General features: G+C 65.4%; 12 protein-coding genes and 1 pseudogene. All 13 read right to left on the bottom strand.

Annotation, left to right across the window (positions count from 1 at the left end; translation table 11 throughout):
* Window positions 1-375, bottom strand: a 375-nt coding sequence (locus tag AC1D0Z_RS09445; protein WP_477657989.1) for a vWA domain-containing protein, incomplete at its 3' end; no start/stop codon positions are given.
* A complete protein-coding gene (locus tag AC1D0Z_RS09440) occupies window positions 354-1,421 on the bottom strand; it encodes a magnesium chelatase ATPase subunit I (RefSeq protein WP_477657988.1) in 1,068 nt (355 codons plus the stop codon). The genes AC1D0Z_RS09445 and AC1D0Z_RS09440, both read right to left, overlap by 22 nt.
* On the bottom strand, window positions 1,418-5,236 hold the full coding sequence (cobN, locus tag AC1D0Z_RS09435; RefSeq protein ID WP_477657987.1) for a cobaltochelatase subunit CobN: 3,819 nt from the start codon (window positions 5,234-5,236) through the stop codon (window positions 1,418-1,420). Before cobN ends, AC1D0Z_RS09440 begins: the two co-directional genes overlap by 4 nt.
* Before the next feature lie 168 nt (window positions 5,237-5,404).
* Complete coding sequence (gene cobW, locus AC1D0Z_RS09430) at window positions 5,405-6,466, bottom strand: cobalamin biosynthesis protein CobW (protein ID WP_477657986.1); 1,062 nt, start codon at window positions 6,464-6,466, stop codon at window positions 5,405-5,407.
* Window positions 6,467-6,489: 23 nt separating this feature from the next.
* Window positions 6,490-7,485 carry an ABC transporter substrate-binding protein gene (locus AC1D0Z_RS09425; protein WP_477657985.1) on the bottom strand — a complete coding sequence of 332 codons (996 nt, stop codon included), beginning with the start codon at window positions 7,483-7,485 and terminating at the stop codon, window positions 6,490-6,492.
* A 4-nt stretch (window positions 7,486-7,489) separates the two neighbouring features.
* Window positions 7,490-8,059: a cob(I)yrinic acid a,c-diamide adenosyltransferase gene (gene cobO, locus AC1D0Z_RS09420; protein ID WP_477657990.1), complete on the bottom strand. Its 570-nt coding sequence runs from the start codon at window positions 8,057-8,059 to the stop codon at window positions 7,490-7,492.
* Between the two features lie 294 nt (window positions 8,060-8,353).
* Window positions 8,354-8,776, bottom strand: a pseudogene (locus AC1D0Z_RS09415) (ABC transporter ATP-binding protein); the annotation flags it as partial.
* Window positions 8,777-8,868: 92 nt separating this feature from the next.
* Window positions 8,869-9,948, bottom strand: coding sequence for a FecCD family ABC transporter permease (locus AC1D0Z_RS09410; RefSeq protein WP_477657984.1), 1,080 nt, complete (start codon window positions 9,946-9,948; stop codon window positions 8,869-8,871).
* Complete coding sequence (locus tag AC1D0Z_RS09405; RefSeq protein ID WP_477657983.1) at window positions 9,945-10,781, bottom strand: ABC transporter substrate-binding protein; 837 nt, start codon at window positions 10,779-10,781, stop codon at window positions 9,945-9,947. The genes AC1D0Z_RS09410 and AC1D0Z_RS09405 overlap by 4 nt, the downstream gene beginning before the upstream one ends.
* A 173-nt stretch (window positions 10,782-10,954) precedes the next feature.
* Window positions 10,955-11,539 (bottom strand): bifunctional adenosylcobinamide kinase/adenosylcobinamide-phosphate guanylyltransferase, encoded by a 585-nt coding sequence (cobU, locus tag AC1D0Z_RS09400; RefSeq protein ID WP_477657982.1) that lies wholly within the window; start codon window positions 11,537-11,539, stop codon window positions 10,955-10,957.
* Window positions 11,536-12,384, bottom strand: coding sequence for an ABC transporter substrate-binding protein (locus AC1D0Z_RS09395; RefSeq protein WP_477657981.1), 849 nt, complete (start codon window positions 12,382-12,384; stop codon window positions 11,536-11,538). The genes cobU and AC1D0Z_RS09395 overlap by 4 nt, the downstream gene beginning before the upstream one ends.
* A complete protein-coding gene (locus AC1D0Z_RS09390; protein WP_477657980.1) occupies window positions 12,381-13,721 on the bottom strand; it encodes a cobyrinate a,c-diamide synthase in 1,341 nt (446 codons plus the stop codon). The genes AC1D0Z_RS09395 and AC1D0Z_RS09390 overlap by 4 nt, the downstream gene beginning before the upstream one ends.
* Window positions 13,722-13,740: 19 nt before the next feature.
* Window positions 13,741-15,702 carry a TonB-dependent receptor domain-containing protein gene (locus AC1D0Z_RS09385; RefSeq protein WP_477657979.1) on the bottom strand — a complete coding sequence of 654 codons (1,962 nt, stop codon included), beginning with the start codon at window positions 15,700-15,702 and terminating at the stop codon, window positions 13,741-13,743.
* Between the last annotated feature and the right edge of the window lie 31 nt (window positions 15,703-15,733).

Raw genomic sequence — 15,733 nt, 5'->3', positions numbered from 1 at the left:
TTCCACGCCCTGCCCGCCAAAACACAGCAGCGCCACGTCGTCGCCCTGGCGAGCCGCCTGCTCAATCATGAAGGCAGCGTGGCCCTTGGCCAGCGCCAGGCGGCCTCGCCGGCGCATGGAGCCCGAGGTGTCCAGCACGATGCAATGCAGCCGGCCGGCGCGCAGCGCGACGGGCTGGTGGCGCAAATGCTCGCGCTGCAGTGGCGCAGGCCCTTTGGCCACCAGGGTGGGCAGCCAGGCAATGGCAGCACTGCGCAGCAGTGCGCTTTGCGCTGCAGTGCTTGTTAAAGGAGTCTGGGGTGGAGGCCACCTCCAGCTGCCTGGCCCGTTGCGCGGGCGGCGGCTGGGGTGGCCTAGGCTTTTTTTGGCGGCCACCCGGCCATTTTCCGGACCCTGGTTGTGCCCTCGGGTTGGGCGGGCAAGGCGCCCCAGTCGCCTTGGGGTGCGGATGCGGCAGCAGCTTGGTCGTTTTGCGGAAGCGGGTCTTGTTGTGGTTGCTGCGGTGCGTCGTGGGTGCCGGATGCAGGTGCCACACTGCCTTCGGGCCGGCGGTGCGCCAGCGCGAGTTCGGCCACAGCGTCTACATCGGCCACAGACACTTCGCCACGCCCTTCCAGCGCGGCCAGCGCCCGTGCGGCACGCAGCATGACCAAATCGGCCCGCATGCCGTCCACACCGGCGGCAATTGCGCAGGCCGCCGCGTGGTGCAGCACTTCGTCGGGCCAGGTCAGGCGCGCAAGCATGGTGCGTGCAGCCACGAGCGCCGCGCTCAGGGAACGCTGTTTTTCTGCGTGCTGCTCACCGAGTACGGCCGGGTTTTCATCAAAACCCAGGCGCGCGCGCAGGATGGCGGTGCGCTGTGCGGCATCCACCGGGTTGGCCAGCGCCACCGAAAGGCCAAAGCGGTCCAGCAGCTGCGGGCGCAGCTCACCCTCCTCCGGGTTCATCGTGCCGACCAGTACAAAGCGCGCAGCGTGCTGCTGCGAAATGCCATCGCGCTCCACCGTATTCACGCCGCTGGCCGCCACATCCAGCAAGGCATCGACCAGGGCGTCGGGCAGCAGGTTGACTTCATCCACATAGAGCACACCGTTATGGGCACGTGCCAACAGGCCGGGCGCCAGGCGCACCTGGCCGTCGCGCAGCACGTCTTCCACATTCAGCGTGCCCACCAATTGCTCCAGGCTGGCCGCCAGCGGCAAGGTGACAAAGGGCGCACCGGGCAGCAGCGCGGCCAGCGCGCGCGCCGCGGTGGACTTGGCCGTGCCACGCGGGCCGCTGATCAGCACGCCGCCGATGCCGGGATCAATGGCGGCCAGCTGCAGCGCACGCTGCAACTGCGGTTGGCCCACCAGCGCGGTGAAGGGGAAAGCCGYGCGGGCAGCGGGCTCCATAGCAGGATTCGGTTCGGAAGTGTTCATACCAAAGGTCCTTCTCCGTGTTCTTCAAGCCGGCGCTCCAGCGCCAGCAAATGGTCTTCAATGCGTTGGCGGTGCCCACCCGGGGCCTCCCACAATCCGCGCTGCATGGCTTCGAGCAGGCGCTCGCCAATGCTGCGCAGCGCCCCAGGGTTGTGCTGCTGCAAAAACGCGCGGTTGGTATCGTCGTGCAAATAGGCTTCGGCCACCAGCGCGTACTGGTGGTCGCCCACCACGCCGGTGGTGGCGTCAAACGCAAACAAATAGTCCACCGTGGCTGCCATCTCAAAAGCGCCCTTGTAACCATGGCGGCGCACACCTTCCAGCCACTTGGGGTTGACGGCGCGCGAACGCACCACGCGCGCCACCTCTTCCCCCAGCGTGCGAATGCGCGGGGCGCCGGGCACGCTGAAGTCACCATGGTAGAGCGCCGCCGCCTCGCCRGTCAGAGCTTCGACGGCCACCGCCATACCGCCCTGGAACTGGTAGTAGTCGTCCGAATCAAGCACATCGTGCTCGCGGTTGTCCTGGTTGTGCAGCACCGCGTCCAGCCCCGCCAGGCGCTGCTCAAAGCTGCCGCGCGCGGCCGCACCATGCTCGCCCTGGCCGTAGGCAAAGGCCCCGGCGCGCAGATAGGCCTGAGCCAGATCGGCACCGTCGTTCCAGCGGCCGCTGGCCATCACCTCTTGCAGCCCCGCGCCGTAGCCGCCGGGGCGCGGACCAAACACGCGCCAGGTGGCTTCGCGTTGCGCGTCTTCCGCACTTAATCCTTTGGCCTCTGCCTCGGCCGCTTCGCGCCGCACCCGCGCGCGGATGGGGTTCACATCGTCGGGTTCATCCTCTTCGCTGATCGCGGCCACCGCCCGCACGGCGGTGTCGAACAGGTCAATCACATTGGGGAAGGCGTCGCGGAAGAAACCCGACACTCGCAGGGTCACATCCACGCGCGGCCGATTTCTGATGGCCATGGGCAGCACTTCAATGTCCACCACCCGGCTGCTGCCGTCGGTCCACTTGGGCCGCACGCCCAGCAGTGCAAAGGCCTGGGCAATGTCTTCGCCGCCGGTGCGCATGGTGCTGGTTCCCCAGACCGAAAGGCCCAGGCAGCGCAGCATTTCACCGTGGTCTTGCAAGTGGCGCTCGATCACGCGCTCAGCCGCAGCGGCACCCATGGCGTAAGCGGTCTGCGTAGGCACGGCGCGCGTGTCCACCGAATAGAAGTTGCGGCCTGTGGGCAGCACATCAGGGCGGCCACGCGACGGCGCGCCGCTCGGACCAGCGGGCACAAATTTGCCCGACAAACCCCGCAGGCACTGCGCAATCTCCTGCGGGCCGCAGGCATCGAGGCGCGGGCGCAGCACCTGACGCATGCGCTGCAGCACCGGTGCGGTGTGYGGCCAGGCTACGGCATTCCAGGGTTCATCAGCCACCACATGGTCGGCCACCAATTGCCGGGCCAGCAACTCCAGCCGTTCGCGTGTGTGGCCGGCGTGGCGCCAGGCTTCAGTACTCAGTTGCTGCAGTACGGCAGGACATGGACCACCCCAAGGCGCAGCCCATTCAGGGCTCAACGCATTGAAGCCTTCTACGCAGTCCAGTTTCAAGTCCTGAGCCAATGCCACCAGCAAGCTGCGCTGACCGGCGGCTGCGCCACCGGGGAAACGTGCCAGCGCCACCAGCGTGTCGACTTGCTGCCGGCCCTGTGGTGACGTGCCCAGGATGTGCAGCCCATCGCGGATTTGGGATTCCTTGATCTCGCAGAGGTAGGCGTCCAGCCGCAGCAGCAGCGCTTCACGGCCCGCGTCATCGGCGGGTTTGGCAAAGCCCAGGTCGGTGTGCAGGTTCTCAGTCAGCACACGCTCCAGAATGTCGCCGCGCAGGCGTTGCGCGCGGCGTGGGTCCAGCGACAGGGCCTCGTAGTACTCGTCCATCTGGCGCTCGAGTTTTTGCAGCGGGCCGTAGGTTTCTGCGCGGGTCAGGGCCGGCATCAGGTGGTCGATGATGACGGCCTGCGTGCGGCGCTTGGCCTGACTGCCTTCGCCGGGGTCGTTGACGATGAAGGGATACAGGTGCGGCAAGGGGCCCAGGATGGCATCGGGCCAGCAGTTGGCACCCAGCGCCACGCTTTTGCCGGGCAGCCATTCAAGGTTGCCATGCTTGCCCACGTGCACCACGGCATCCACTGCAAAACTGCGGCGCAACCAGAAGTAGAACGCCAGATAGTTGTGCGTGGGCACCAGGTCGGCATCGTGATACGTGGCCACCAGGTCCAGGTCGCGCCCTCGCGCGGGCTGGATGCCGACAAACACATTCCCCAGGCGCAGGCCGGAGACCATGAAGCGGCCACTGCGCACCATGGGGTCCTGTTCTGGGGAGCCCCACAGCGCGTTCACTGCGTCGCGGCTGGCAAGGTCCAGTTGGTTGAAGTCCTGCAGGTAATCGGCCATGGCAAGGCTCTGGCCTGCCGGCCGGATGTCGTTGGCGTCCAGGTTGTTGGTCACGCCGGCCACCAGCGCGGCAATCAGCGCGTCACCACCCTCGGGCAAGGCACCTGTGACATAACCTGCGTCCTGCATGGCGCGCAGCAGGGCCACCGTGGAGGCCGGCGTGTCCAGGCCGACACCATTGGCCAGGCGCGCATCGTCGTTCGGGTAGTTGGCAAGGATCAGCGAGACGCGTTTGTCGGCATTGGGCCTGTCACGCAGCACGCACCAGCGGCGCGCCAGCTCGGCGACAAAGGCCATGCGCTCGGGTTCTGGTTGGTAGCGCACCACGTCCACCTCGGTGCGTTCATCGCGCCAGGCCAGGCCCTTGAAGCTGATGGCGCGCGTGCCGATGCGTCCGTCCACCTCGGGCAGCACCACCTGCATGGCCAGATCGCGTGGTGCCAAGCCATGCGGGTCAGCCGCCCACTGCTCTTGCGCACAGCCTGCGGTGATCAGCTGCAACACGGGCGCGTCGCCGGCCAGCGGCTCCATCTGTGCGCCGTCCACGCTGTCCACATCGTCGCCATCGAGTGCGGTGATCGCAAAGCTCGTGGCGTTCAGCACCACGCCCACACCGTGCTGTACGGCCAGCGATTGCAAAAGCGCGAGGCTGGCAGGGTTCTTCAGCGAGTCCACGGCCACAGCCACAGTATTGAGACCCACCGCGTTGAGTGCGGCCAGCATGGCATCAAACACCGCCGTGTTGCCGGCCTGCACATGGGCGCGGTAGAACACCAGCAGCGCCGCAGGGGCTCCGTCACGCCACGCCTGCGGCACAGGCGACTGGTAGACCATGGCCGGTGGCAACGCTGCAGGCGGCGTAGGCCGTGCGCCCAGGCCAAACGCGGAATGGCCTATCAATTCAAAAAAGTTGCGGGCGTTGTCACGGCCACCTTCGCGCAGGCAACGCCAGAGCTGGCGGCAATCTTCATGCGGGGCGGTGCTGCGCAGCAGCAGCTGCAGGTCTTCACTGGCATCACCCGAGAACAGCGCCAGCCACTGGCCGCGCGCACGGGCCAGCTCCCGCACACGCTCCACCACATAGGCCCAATCGCTGGCCGCGCCCAGGTGGTCGATCACCACCACGCGCGCATGCTGCAGCACATCGTCCACATACATATCCGCCGACGCGGGCTGGCGCAGCCACATCAGGTTCGCCAGGCGGACCGTGGGAAAGCCTTCGGGCAACGCCCCCGCTGCATCGGCCAGCAGCGACAGCGTCGTGTCCGCCGCGCTGAGCACCACGATGTCACCCGGCGTTTGCTCCACGCGCACCACACCCTGGCCACCGTCTTCAACGTGGCCGCCGGGGCGGGTGGAGAGCAAATGCATGTTTTATTTCACAAGGTAAGGTTGAACAGCCCATCCTGGCGCAGGTCGATGGGGCGCTCTGCGCAGCGGCATAAAGGAGGAGCCCGCAGGGCGGAGGACAGCCGCGGAGCGGAGTGCCCCGTCGGCCTGTGCCCGCCACAAAACTAAAGCTTCAGCGTGCATTTGGATTCAAGCCGCGACGGGTGCCGCCAACGCCGCACTCAACTCAGCCTGCAACACAGCCGCATTGAGCTCGGAACCAATCAGCACCAGGCGCGACTGGCGCACTTCATCCGCACGCCAGGGGCGATCGAAGTAGCTGTCAAAGCGCGTACCGACGCCCTGCACCACCAGGCGCATGGCCACACCGGGCAAGGCCACAAAACCCTTGGCGCGGTAAATCTCGTGGCGGCCCACCACATCGCGCAGCGCGGCCAGCAATGCTTCGCGGCCGGTCACGTCCAGCGCCACCTGCACCGAGTCAAACGCATCATGGTCGTGGTCTTCTTCCTCGTCGTGATGCGTCTTGCGCTGGTCGATCTGGTCTTCCACTGCGCGCTCCAGGCCCAGCAACACGCCAATATCGATGCGGCCATGCTGCGCATGCACCAGCTTCACACCGGGCAAGGTTTCGGCGCGGATGGCGGCTTCCACACCCACCAATTCTTCGGCCGTCAACCCATCCGTCTTGTGCACGATCACCAGATCGGCCGTGGCGAGCTGGTCTTCAAACAACTCGTGCAGTGGCGAGTCGTGGTCCAGGTTGTCGTCGGCGCGGCGCTGGGCGTCCACGGCCACCGGGTCGTCAGCAAAGTCTCCCGCGGCCACCGCAGGCGCGTCCACCACGGTCACCACCGCATCCACCGTGAAGGTATTGCGCAGCGCGGGCCACTGGAAGGCCTGTACCAGCGGCTTGGGCAGGGCCAGGCCCGAGGTCTCGATGATCAGGTGGTCGATCTGGTCGCGGCGAGCGGCCAGCTTTTCCATGACCGGTGCAAATTCTTCCTGCACGGTACAGCACAGGCAGCCGTTGGCCAACTCATAGAGCTGTCCGTTTTCTTCACCGTTCTCGTCGCAGCCTATGCCGCAGCCGCGCAGCAGTTCGCCGTCGATGCCGAGTTCGCCAAACTCATTGACGATGACTGCGATGCGACGGCCCTGCGCGTTGGCCAGCAGGTGGCGCAAGAGCGTGGTCTTGCCGCTGCCCAGGAAACCGGTGACGATGGTGGCGGGGATTTTTCGGGTTTGCATAAGAGTCTCTCGGGTAAAGAAAATTAACGGGGCGCGTCACGGGGAGGCAGGGCCTTGAGGCACTCCACCAACATTTGGGCGGCCTCGCCCAGGCGAGGGCCAGGGCGTGACAACAGGTCCATGCGTTCGGTATCCAGCAGGCACAGCTGCTGCTGGCGCACTGCCGGCAATGCACTCCAGCCGGGGCGGTCTGACACGTTGGCCAGCGTGGCGCGCGGGCCAATGATGATGTCGGGCGGGCGGCGCAGCAGCAGCTCGGGATTGATCCTGGGAAACAGGCCCAGCTCGCCGCTCACCACATTGACCAGGCCCAGCCTGGCCACGGTCTCGCCAATAAAACTCTTTTCGCTGGCCGCGGATGAACCTGCCCCCACTTCCACATACACGCTGCGCCCGCGCAATGCGGCGGGCATGCGGCCCGCGGCGGTATCGAGTTCGGTGTCGATACGGGCTATCAGTTCGGTGGCGCGGGCCGGTTCGYCCAAGGTGTCGCCCAACTTCACCAGCATGCGTTTCAAGTCTCCATGGGTACGAGCATCCAGCATCATCACCGGCACGCCCAGCGCCTGCAGGCGTTCGCCCGCGCGGCTGCGCGGACCCAGCAAGACCAGATTGGGACGCAGCGTCACGATGCGCTCGACCTGCGCATCTTCCAGCCCTCCCACCTTGGGCAGCGCCAGTACCGAAACGGGCCAGGTGGAGTGGCGATCAGTGCCCACCAGCTGCGCGCAGCGGCCCAGCGCACACACAGCCTCGGTCAGCGAGGGCGCGAGCGTGACGATGCGCGACACCGGCTGTGTGCCCTGAGCCATCGCGAAGCTGGAGAGCAGCCCGAGAACTGCCAGCAACGAGACCGTGGGCAGCAGGCGCAATGCCAAACGTGCGGCAAAACGTGAGCGGAATTCCTCTTCACCAGCCGGGGCCGCGGAACCGGCTTTGCCGGGCCGCAGGCGCAGCGCCCGCTCGGGGGGCAGCGCATTACACGGAGCCGGAGGCGAAGTGAAAAGCGTGGGGGCCATATCTCTAGTCTTCAATGCCACGTTGTGCGGGCACGCCCGCCTTAAAGTGATGCTTGACCAAAGTCATCTCCGTCACCGTATCCGCCAGGTCTACCAGCTCACCCGGTGCGTTGCGGCCCGTCAGCACCACGTGCACATGCGGTGGGCGTTCGCGCAGGCAGGTCAGGATGGTCTCCAGCGGAATCCAGCCGTAGCGCAGCGGGTACATGATTTCGTCCAGCACCACCATGAAGTGCTCGCCGGCGCGGATGGTGGCCTCAGCTTTGGCCCAGCCGTCGAGCGCCAGTTGCGCAGAGTGCTCCAGGTCGCGGCTCTTCCAGCTGAAGCCGTCGCCCAGGCCTTCGATGGGAATGCCCAGTTGCTCAAACAAGCGGTGCTCACCAAAGCGGGCGGTGGGCACTTTCATGAACTGGTAGACCTTGACGGCCTTGCCCCGGCCGTGGGCACGCAGGGCCAGACCAAAGGCCGCCGTGCTCTTACCTTTGCCGTGGCCGGTGTTGATCATGATCAGGCCGCGGCGCTCGGCCGTGGGAACGACACGTTCGTAATCGACGGGTGGGGTTTCAATTTGCATGGGGGCTCTCTTTGCGGGATGGTTCACTTTAGGCAGCGCAATCCACTGCCCTTGCAAGGGATGAACGGCAAGGCGTCCGTCAAATACGTCTTCCAGTGCGCGGTGGGTGGCCAGATCGGCGCAGGCGCCTTGGTGGGTGATGCGGCCTTCAGCCATCACGACCATGGTGTCGGCTTGCAATGCCATGGTGATCTCATGCAGAACGCTGACCACGGTTTTTCCTTCGGCCACCAGCGCACGTACCACGTCCAGCCAATCGGCCTGGTGCGGCGGATCGAGGTTGGCCAGCGGCTCGTCCATCAGCAGCACCTGGGCCTGCACTGCCAGCGCACGCGCCAGCAACACGCGCTGTCGCTCGCCGCCCGACAGTTGCCCCAAGGCGCGCTCGCGCCAGTCCCAGGCACGGGTGGCGCGCAGGGCCTGCTCCACGGCCGCACGGTCGGCGGGACTGGGCGGAGCCAGCCAGGCTTGATGCGGCAGGCGGCCCAGCATGGCGACGTCCCACACCGTCAGGTCGTCGGCCGAGGTTTCGTTCTGGCCCAGCCAGGCCAGCTGGCGGGCGCGCTCGCGGTGCGGCAGGTTTTGCAGGGGCCGGCCCAATAGCGAGACGCTGCCACTGTGCGGCAGCACACCAGCCAAGGCCCTGAGCAAAGTGGACTTGCCTGCGCCGTTGGGGCCGACGATGCTGGTCCACCGACCCGCAGCAATGTCCAGGCTGATGCCGTGCAGCACTGCTTGTTTTTGCAAACCATTTCCGAGACTGGCCCTTATGGAATTTGCGCCAATAGCTATTGAATTCATAGCATTGCTCATGCCGCGCGCCCTCCACCCAGGTTGCTGCTGCGGTGCATCAACCACAGCAGGTAGCCGCCGCCCAGCACCGCGGTGAGCATGCCCACGGGCAGCTCCTGCGGGGCAATCAACCAGCGCGCCAGCGTGTCGGCCGCCATCAGCAGCACGCCGCCCATGAGACTGGAGAGCAGCATCAGGTGGGCGTGCGTGGTCTTCACCACAGAGCGCACCAAGTGCGGCGCAGCCAGGCCCACAAAGGCGATCAGCCCGGTTTGGGCCACCGCGGTGCCGGTGGCCAGCGCCAGCACCGCCACCAGCGCCGCACGCATGGGCGCCACCGGCAGGCCCAGGCTGATGGCGGTGGCGTCGCCCAGGCTCAGGCCGTCGAGCACACGGGCCAGCAGCCAGGCGGCCAGCACGCACACGCCCCACACGCTGGCCATGAGCACGCAGGATGTCCAGCCGACAAAGGCGGTCGAGCCCAGCATGAAAGCCTGCATGGCCTGCAGCGACTCGGGCGAAAACAGCAGCACCAGGTGCGTCATGGCACCCAGCACCACGCCTACCACCACACCGGCCAGCAAGAGGCGCAGCGTGTGGCCCACACCGCGCGACAGCACCAGCGTGAGCATCACCGCAAACACAGCGCCCAGAAACGCTGCACCGGTCAATCCCAGGCGCACCCACAGGCTGCTCGAGAACACACTGACGGCCATGCCGCCACTCATCATGCTGCCGCCCAACATGCCGGCACCACCGCCCAGCGCAGCCAACGCGAGCGCAACGCCCAGAGAGGCCCCCGAGGCACTGCCCAGCAAGTACGGGTCGGCCAGGGGGTTGCGAAACAGGCCTTGGGCCACCGCGCCGGCCAGGCCCAGCAAGGCGCCGGCGGCCCAGGCGCCCAGCGTGCGCGGGAGGCGGATCTGCCAGATGATTTGCTGCGCCATCGCGGTTTGTGCCGGGTCTTGCGCGGGGTTGAGCAGCGGACGAATCAGGTTCTCCAGTCCGGCGCTGCCTACGCAGATGCCCAGTGCCACGAGCGTCAACGCGCCGAGCACACCCGCCCACACCAGCCAGAAAACGCGGGCTTGCATCATGGCTTGGTTCCCGGGGCGGGCGCATTTTTCAGCAGACATTGGGCCATCAGGCGCGCACCTTCAGCCATGCGCGGGCCGGGGCGTACCAGCATGTCGGCTTCATCCGGCGGAAAAATGCAGACCCGCTGCTCACGCAGCGCACGCATGCTTTGCCAGCCCGGCCGTGCTGTGAGGCCATCAGCGCTGCGCTGGCCGATCATGATGAGGTCAGGATCGGCGCGAACGATGTATTCGGGGTTGAGTTTGGGGAACGGGCCGAGCTTGGCCGGCACGATGTTTTTGGCACCCAGGCGTGTGAGCGTTTCGCCAATAAAGGACGACTCGCCCGCCGCATACGGGCCCTGGTTGACTTCAAAGTAGACCTTCACATTGCGCACGCTGGCGGGCAGCGACTGGGCGGCGGCAGAAACGCCCGCATCAATGGCACGCCAGATGCGCGCAGCATCGGGCACTTCGAGCAGCTGGCCCAGTTTGAGCATCACGCGCTGCACGTCGGCGTGGCGCTTGGGCTCCAGGGCCACTACCTTGATGCCGAGCGCCTGCAGCCGTTCTCCCGCGCGGGATGAGGTGGCCATCAACACCACATCGGGCTTGAGCGCGACGATCATTTCGATATTGGGGTCCAGCCCGCCCCCCACCTGAGGCAGCTTTTGCACGCTGGCCGGAAAGTTGGAATAACGGTCTACCCCCACCAGTCGCTGGCACTGGCCCAGCTCGCATACGGTTTCGGTCAACGACGGCAGCAGGCTCACAATGCGCTGCGGTGCGGCCCGCAGCGTGACGGTGACGCCGCGGTCGTCGGTGACCTGCAGGGCACGAGCGACTCCCGCCAAACAAAAGGTAAAGGCAAACGCAAAAACGAGCCTCACCAAGACGCGGGGTAGCAGAGCGTTTTGCGCAGGTAAAGGAGGAGCCCGCAAAGCGGGCGGGGGACACGGAGCAAAACGCTCTGCCACCCCGCGTCTGTGCAACGGAAAGAGTCTATGAAAGCGACGGATGTCCATCTTCACGCCGCATCCTTCAAAGTCAGCGGCAAGCCGGCCGCCATCAGCGTCACGCGCTGGCAAGCAGCCGCCACATCCTGGTTCAGTTTGCCCAAGGCATCCACAAAGGCCCGCACCTCGCGCCCCATGGGAATCACGCCCAGGCCAATCTCGTTGCCCACCAACACCACAGGACCAGGGGCCTGGGTAATTGCTATCAAAAGAGAAGCTGCTGGCGCACTGCCCATGAGGTCTACAGGCTTGTTCGGTTCCAAATCTACGGGCATCAGCCGGTTAGTCAGCCACAGCGTAAGACAGTCCACCACCACCAAGGTGTTGGGTTGGCTGTGTTTTTGAATCGTCTCCGCCAGCGCCACCGGCTCTTCCACCGTGGCCATCCCGGGCACGCGTGCGGCGCGGTCCGTCTGGTGGCGGGAGATGCGCTGGCGCATCTCATCGTCCCAAGGCTGAGCGGTGGCGATCAGCACGGCCTCGTGCTGCGGCGACTGCGCCAGCCACTGCTGCGCCAGCAACTCGGCACGGCGCGACTTGCCGCTTTTCTGTCCACCCAGGATCAGCTCGCTTTTCGCAATTGTCATGGTGCTCATGCGTGAAGAGCTCCTGCGTGGTCCGCATCCATCCACTGCACAATGATCTGGTGCATTTTCTGCACGCCATCAGTCAGCGCGGCGGGGCCGGGCTGCAGAATGTCGGGTGACTTGATTTCAAATAACTGCTTGTGGCGAACCGCATTCACCGCGCCCCAGCCTTCCCGGGCCACCACGTTCTCAGGCCGGAATTTTTTGCCGCACCAGGAGCCCAGAATGATGTCCGGGTTGCGGCGGACGATCTCGGCCCCGTCGGCAATGATGCGGTCCTTGCCCAGGGACTCTTGCGCAAGTTCGGGAAAGCAATCGTCGCCGCCGGCGATGCCGATCAGCTCCGACACCCAGCGGATCGCGCTGATGTGCGGGCTGTCCCATTCTTCAAAAAACACCTTGGGCCGGCGCGCACCGGCGGCGATCCTGGCCGCAACGGCCATTTGCATGGCACGCAGATCGGCCTGCATCTGTGCGATACGCTGCGCACCCTGCTCCGCCTCGCCCACCATGGCGGCCAACTGAAACAACATGGAGAAAATCTCGGCCACGCTGCGCTGGTTGAAGATCGTGACCTGCACGCCGCGCTTGACCAGGTCGGACGCAATATCCGCCTGCAGGTCCGAAAAGCCCAGCACGCAGTCAGGCTGCAGTTCCATGATCTTGTCGATCTTCGCACTCAGGAAGGCGCTGACGCGCGGCTTCTCGTCACGCGCGCGCCTGGGCCGCACGGTGTAGCCTGAAATGCCCACGATGCGATGTTCCTGACCCAACAGGTAGAGCCATTCGGTGGTTTCCTCTGTCAGGCAGACGATGCGCTGCGGGCCGGGCTGGTAATGCAGCAAGTCCGTCATGCAGTCACCTCTGCAGGTGCCGTGAACAGCTCCACCACCGCTTCAGGGCAAGACGGGAACCAGGCATGGAAGTAACTGGCGCGCACCGCACCCTGCTGCCACACGGCCTCACCTGCGTCGCTTGACGGTTCGGTACCTGGGCGCGCTGTTCGGGCTGTCGCCTGCAGGGGCGTGGCCGTGGTCGAGTAATGGAAAGTGTGGCCGCGAAGAGTGCCGCTGGCCAGCGGCAGCTGCTGCGGGCCCAGGCCGGCCAGCAGCTTCTGCATGGTCACTTCGCCAGGCATCACACCCCATTGCGCATGGCGCTGGCCATCCATCGTGACCAGCGTGTCAAACAGCGCCATCATGCCGCCGCACTCGGCCCACACAGGTTTTCCTGCAGCAATGTGCGCGGCCAGGCTTTCCCGCATAGGAGTATTGGCAGCAATCGTTTCTGCGTGAAGTTCGGGGTAACCGCCGGGAATCCACAGCGCGTCGCAAGCTGGTACAGCCGTGTCGAAGAGAGGCGAGAAAAACACCAGCTCGGCACCCAGCGCGCGCAGGGTGTCGAGGTTAGCCGCATAGATAAAGCAGAAAGCAGCGTCACGCGCAATGGCGATCGTCTTGCCCTGAAGTGCCGGTAGTACGGACACAGAAGCTTCAGCAGCGGTAAAGTCCACCGCCCATCGTTGCAAATCATCCAACGTCATCTGGCCCAACGGCGTGGCTGCCAACGTATCGGCCGCGGCGTCCAGCCTCTCCATGGCATCTGCCACTTCGGTGGCAACCGTCAGGCCCAGGTGACGCTTGGGCAGCGCCATGGCGGCATTGCGCAGCACTGCACCCAGCCATTGGCCAGGCTCCACACTGGCCTGCAGCATGCCCGCATGGCGTGCGTTGGCGACCCGGTTGGCCAGCACCCCGGCCCAGGGCATATGGGGGCGGTAGTGCTGCAGGCCAAAGGCCAGAGCGCCAAAGGTGGCCACCATGCCCGACGCATCCACCACCGCCAGCACGGGCAAACCAAAGCGTTGTGCCAGGTCGGCTGCGCTGGGCTCACCGTCAAACAGGCCCATCACCCCCTCGACAATGATGAGGTCGGCCTCCAGTGCCGCCGCATGCAGGCGCGCCCGGCAATCGTCTTCGCCCGTCATCCACAGGTCCATCTGGTACACCGGTGCGCCGCTGGCCAGGGTATGCCAGCAAGGGTCCAGAAAATCAGGCCCGCACTTGAACACCCGCACGCGCCGGCCCTGCCGCGCATGTAGCCGCGCCAGTGCGCACGCCACCGTCGTCTTGCCCTGGCCCGAAGCCGGGGCAGCGATGAGGATGGCAGGGCAACGGACGGGCTTTTGCATGGTTGGTGTGGCCAAAGGGTTACTGGGGTGCCCATGTCAGGCCGACGTACACAGAACGCCGGCCATTGGCGTAGGTACCCGCGGTCTGGTAGGCCTTATCCGCCACATTGTCCAGCTTGGCGACCAGTTTCCAGTCACGCGACAGCGCAGTCGTGGCGATCAGATTTATGAGTGAGTAGCCCGGCAACACTACATTACTGGTGTCGCTRTCGAAGGTGTGCGAAGCCATCACCAGATCCGTCGCCAATTGCCAGCCGCCCAACGGCATCTCGGCACCCAGCGTTCCGTATTGGCGGGAGCGGCGCTGCAAGGTGCGGTTGGTCACCAGGTTCTTGGGGTTCTGCAGGTCCAGCGAACCGTGGATGTGAACATTGCCCAGCGTCTCTGCAGCCGTGAACGTCAGCCCGGTGTATTGGGCCTGGGCCGTGTTGGCATAGCAGCCACGATTGCTCAACACCGTCGGCGGGCCGCCGTTGAGGCAAGGGCCGTTGCCCGTGACATAGCTCAGCAGGTTGGTCAGGCGGTTGCGATATGCAGTGACACCATACTGGGCTGTGCCCTGGCTGTATTTAAGCGCCACTTCTACACTACGGCCGGATTCTGGCTTCAAGTTCGAGGTGCCGTAGATGCTGAAGCGCTGGTACAGCGTGGGTACCCGAAAGGAGGTGCCGGCAGAGGCGGACACTTTCCACTGCGGTGTGAGCGCAAAGGCATAGGCGGCAGAGCCGGTGGTCTTGCCGCCGAACTCGCTGTCCGTGTCATGACGGGCATTGAACTGCACCGTGTGCGCGCCGCCGCTCCAGCCGTAGCCGAGGCTCACGCCATCCAGCGAACGGTTCCCGTTGAGGGTGCTCACGCCAGCCGGCACGGCCGATGAGCCAACCAGGCGGAATACATCGCGGCGGCTTTCCAGGGTGGCGCTCAAAAGATGCGCGCCGACGCGGTATTCGTTCTGGAACAGCAGCGTGCTGATGGTGCTCTTGTCGTAGGAAATTTGCGGCGTCGAGCCGTTCAGGCCCTCTTCACCAGAGTCGGTACCCTGCGTGATCGCCAGCTTGGTGCTGTATTGGCCAGACCATTTGGCATCCCACTGCAAGCCAAGGGTCTGCAGGTCGCTGATGCGGCGGAAGTCGCGGGTAAGGCCGCCATCGTACTGCGCGTCAACATGGCTCTGCAACATGTTGGCTTCAATTCGGTGGTCGGGGTTGATTTGCAAACCCAGCTTGGCATTGGCACTCTGGCTTTTGTAGCCGTCGGCATCGGGATTCTGGGTGGCAATCGTCCGGGCGTTAAAACCGTCGCTTTGCCCCTGTGTCAGCCCGATCGAATAATCAAAGGCGCCCGCCGAGCCGCTGGCAGCGAACTCGGCACGGCTGGTGTTGTAGGAGCCGTAGCCCACCGTCACGGAAGGCGAAAACGAGCCCTGGCCGCGCTTGGTGAAAATCTGGATCACGCCGGCCACGGCGTCGGAGCCATAGACTGCGCTGCTGGGGCCGCGCACGATCTCAATGCGGTCGATCAGCGAGAGGGGAATGTTGTTCCAGGAGGCGGCTCCAGCCGTCGTCTGAGACTCCACCCTCACGCCGTCCACAAAAACCGGGGTGTGGCGGGTTTCACCGCCGCGCACAAAAACGCTGGTGTTGCTGCCGATACCGCCGTTGCGGGTGATCTGTATGCCTGGCACACGGACCAGAATATCAGCCAGCCCTACCGGGCCGGCCCGCTCTATGGCTTCACGGTCAATGACCGTGACATCGGCAATCACGTCGCCGATAGCTTGGGCACTGCGGGTGGCGGTGACCACGGTTTCCCTGAGCTGGGGCGCGGTGCCGGCCTGCGCAAGCTGCACAGGTGCAACGGACGGGTCGACTTGCGCCGGTGGCGAGAAGGCATGGGCCGGCGAAAAAAGAGCCAGCGGAAATGCAGCGGCCACAGCCAGCGAAAGCGCGGCGCGGCGTGCAGGAAATACACAGGTTTTCATGGAATCAGACGGTCAGCAAAATACCCTCACC

The organism is Polaromonas sp. P1_E3 (genome assembly GCF_056405935.1).
The sequence above is the reverse complement of the archived record's forward strand: the minus strand, read 5'-3'. Positions and strand labels throughout refer to the sequence as shown.

Bases quoted from the DNA above. Each gene is read 5' to 3' on its own strand.
- cobW (WP_477657986.1), bottom strand. From the start codon at position 6,466: ATGCAAACCCGAAAAATCCCCGCCACCATCGTCACCGGTTTCCTGGGC.
- cobO (WP_477657990.1), bottom strand. From the start codon at position 8,059: ATGCAAATTGAAACCCCACCCGTCGATTACGAACGTGTCGTTCCCACG.
- AC1D0Z_RS09410 (WP_477657984.1), bottom strand. From the start codon at position 9,948: ATGATGCAAGCCCGCGTTTTCTGGCTGGTGTGGGCGGGTGTGCTCGGC.
- cobU (WP_477657982.1), bottom strand. From the start codon at position 11,539: ATGAGCACCATGACAATTGCGAAAAGCGAGCTGATCCTGGGTGGACAG.
- AC1D0Z_RS09395 (WP_477657981.1), bottom strand. From the start codon at position 12,384: ATGACGGACTTGCTGCATTACCAGCCCGGCCCGCAGCGCATCGTCTGC.
- AC1D0Z_RS09390 (WP_477657980.1), bottom strand. From the start codon at position 13,721: ATGCAAAAGCCCGTCCGTTGCCCTGCCATCCTCATCGCTGCCCCGGCT.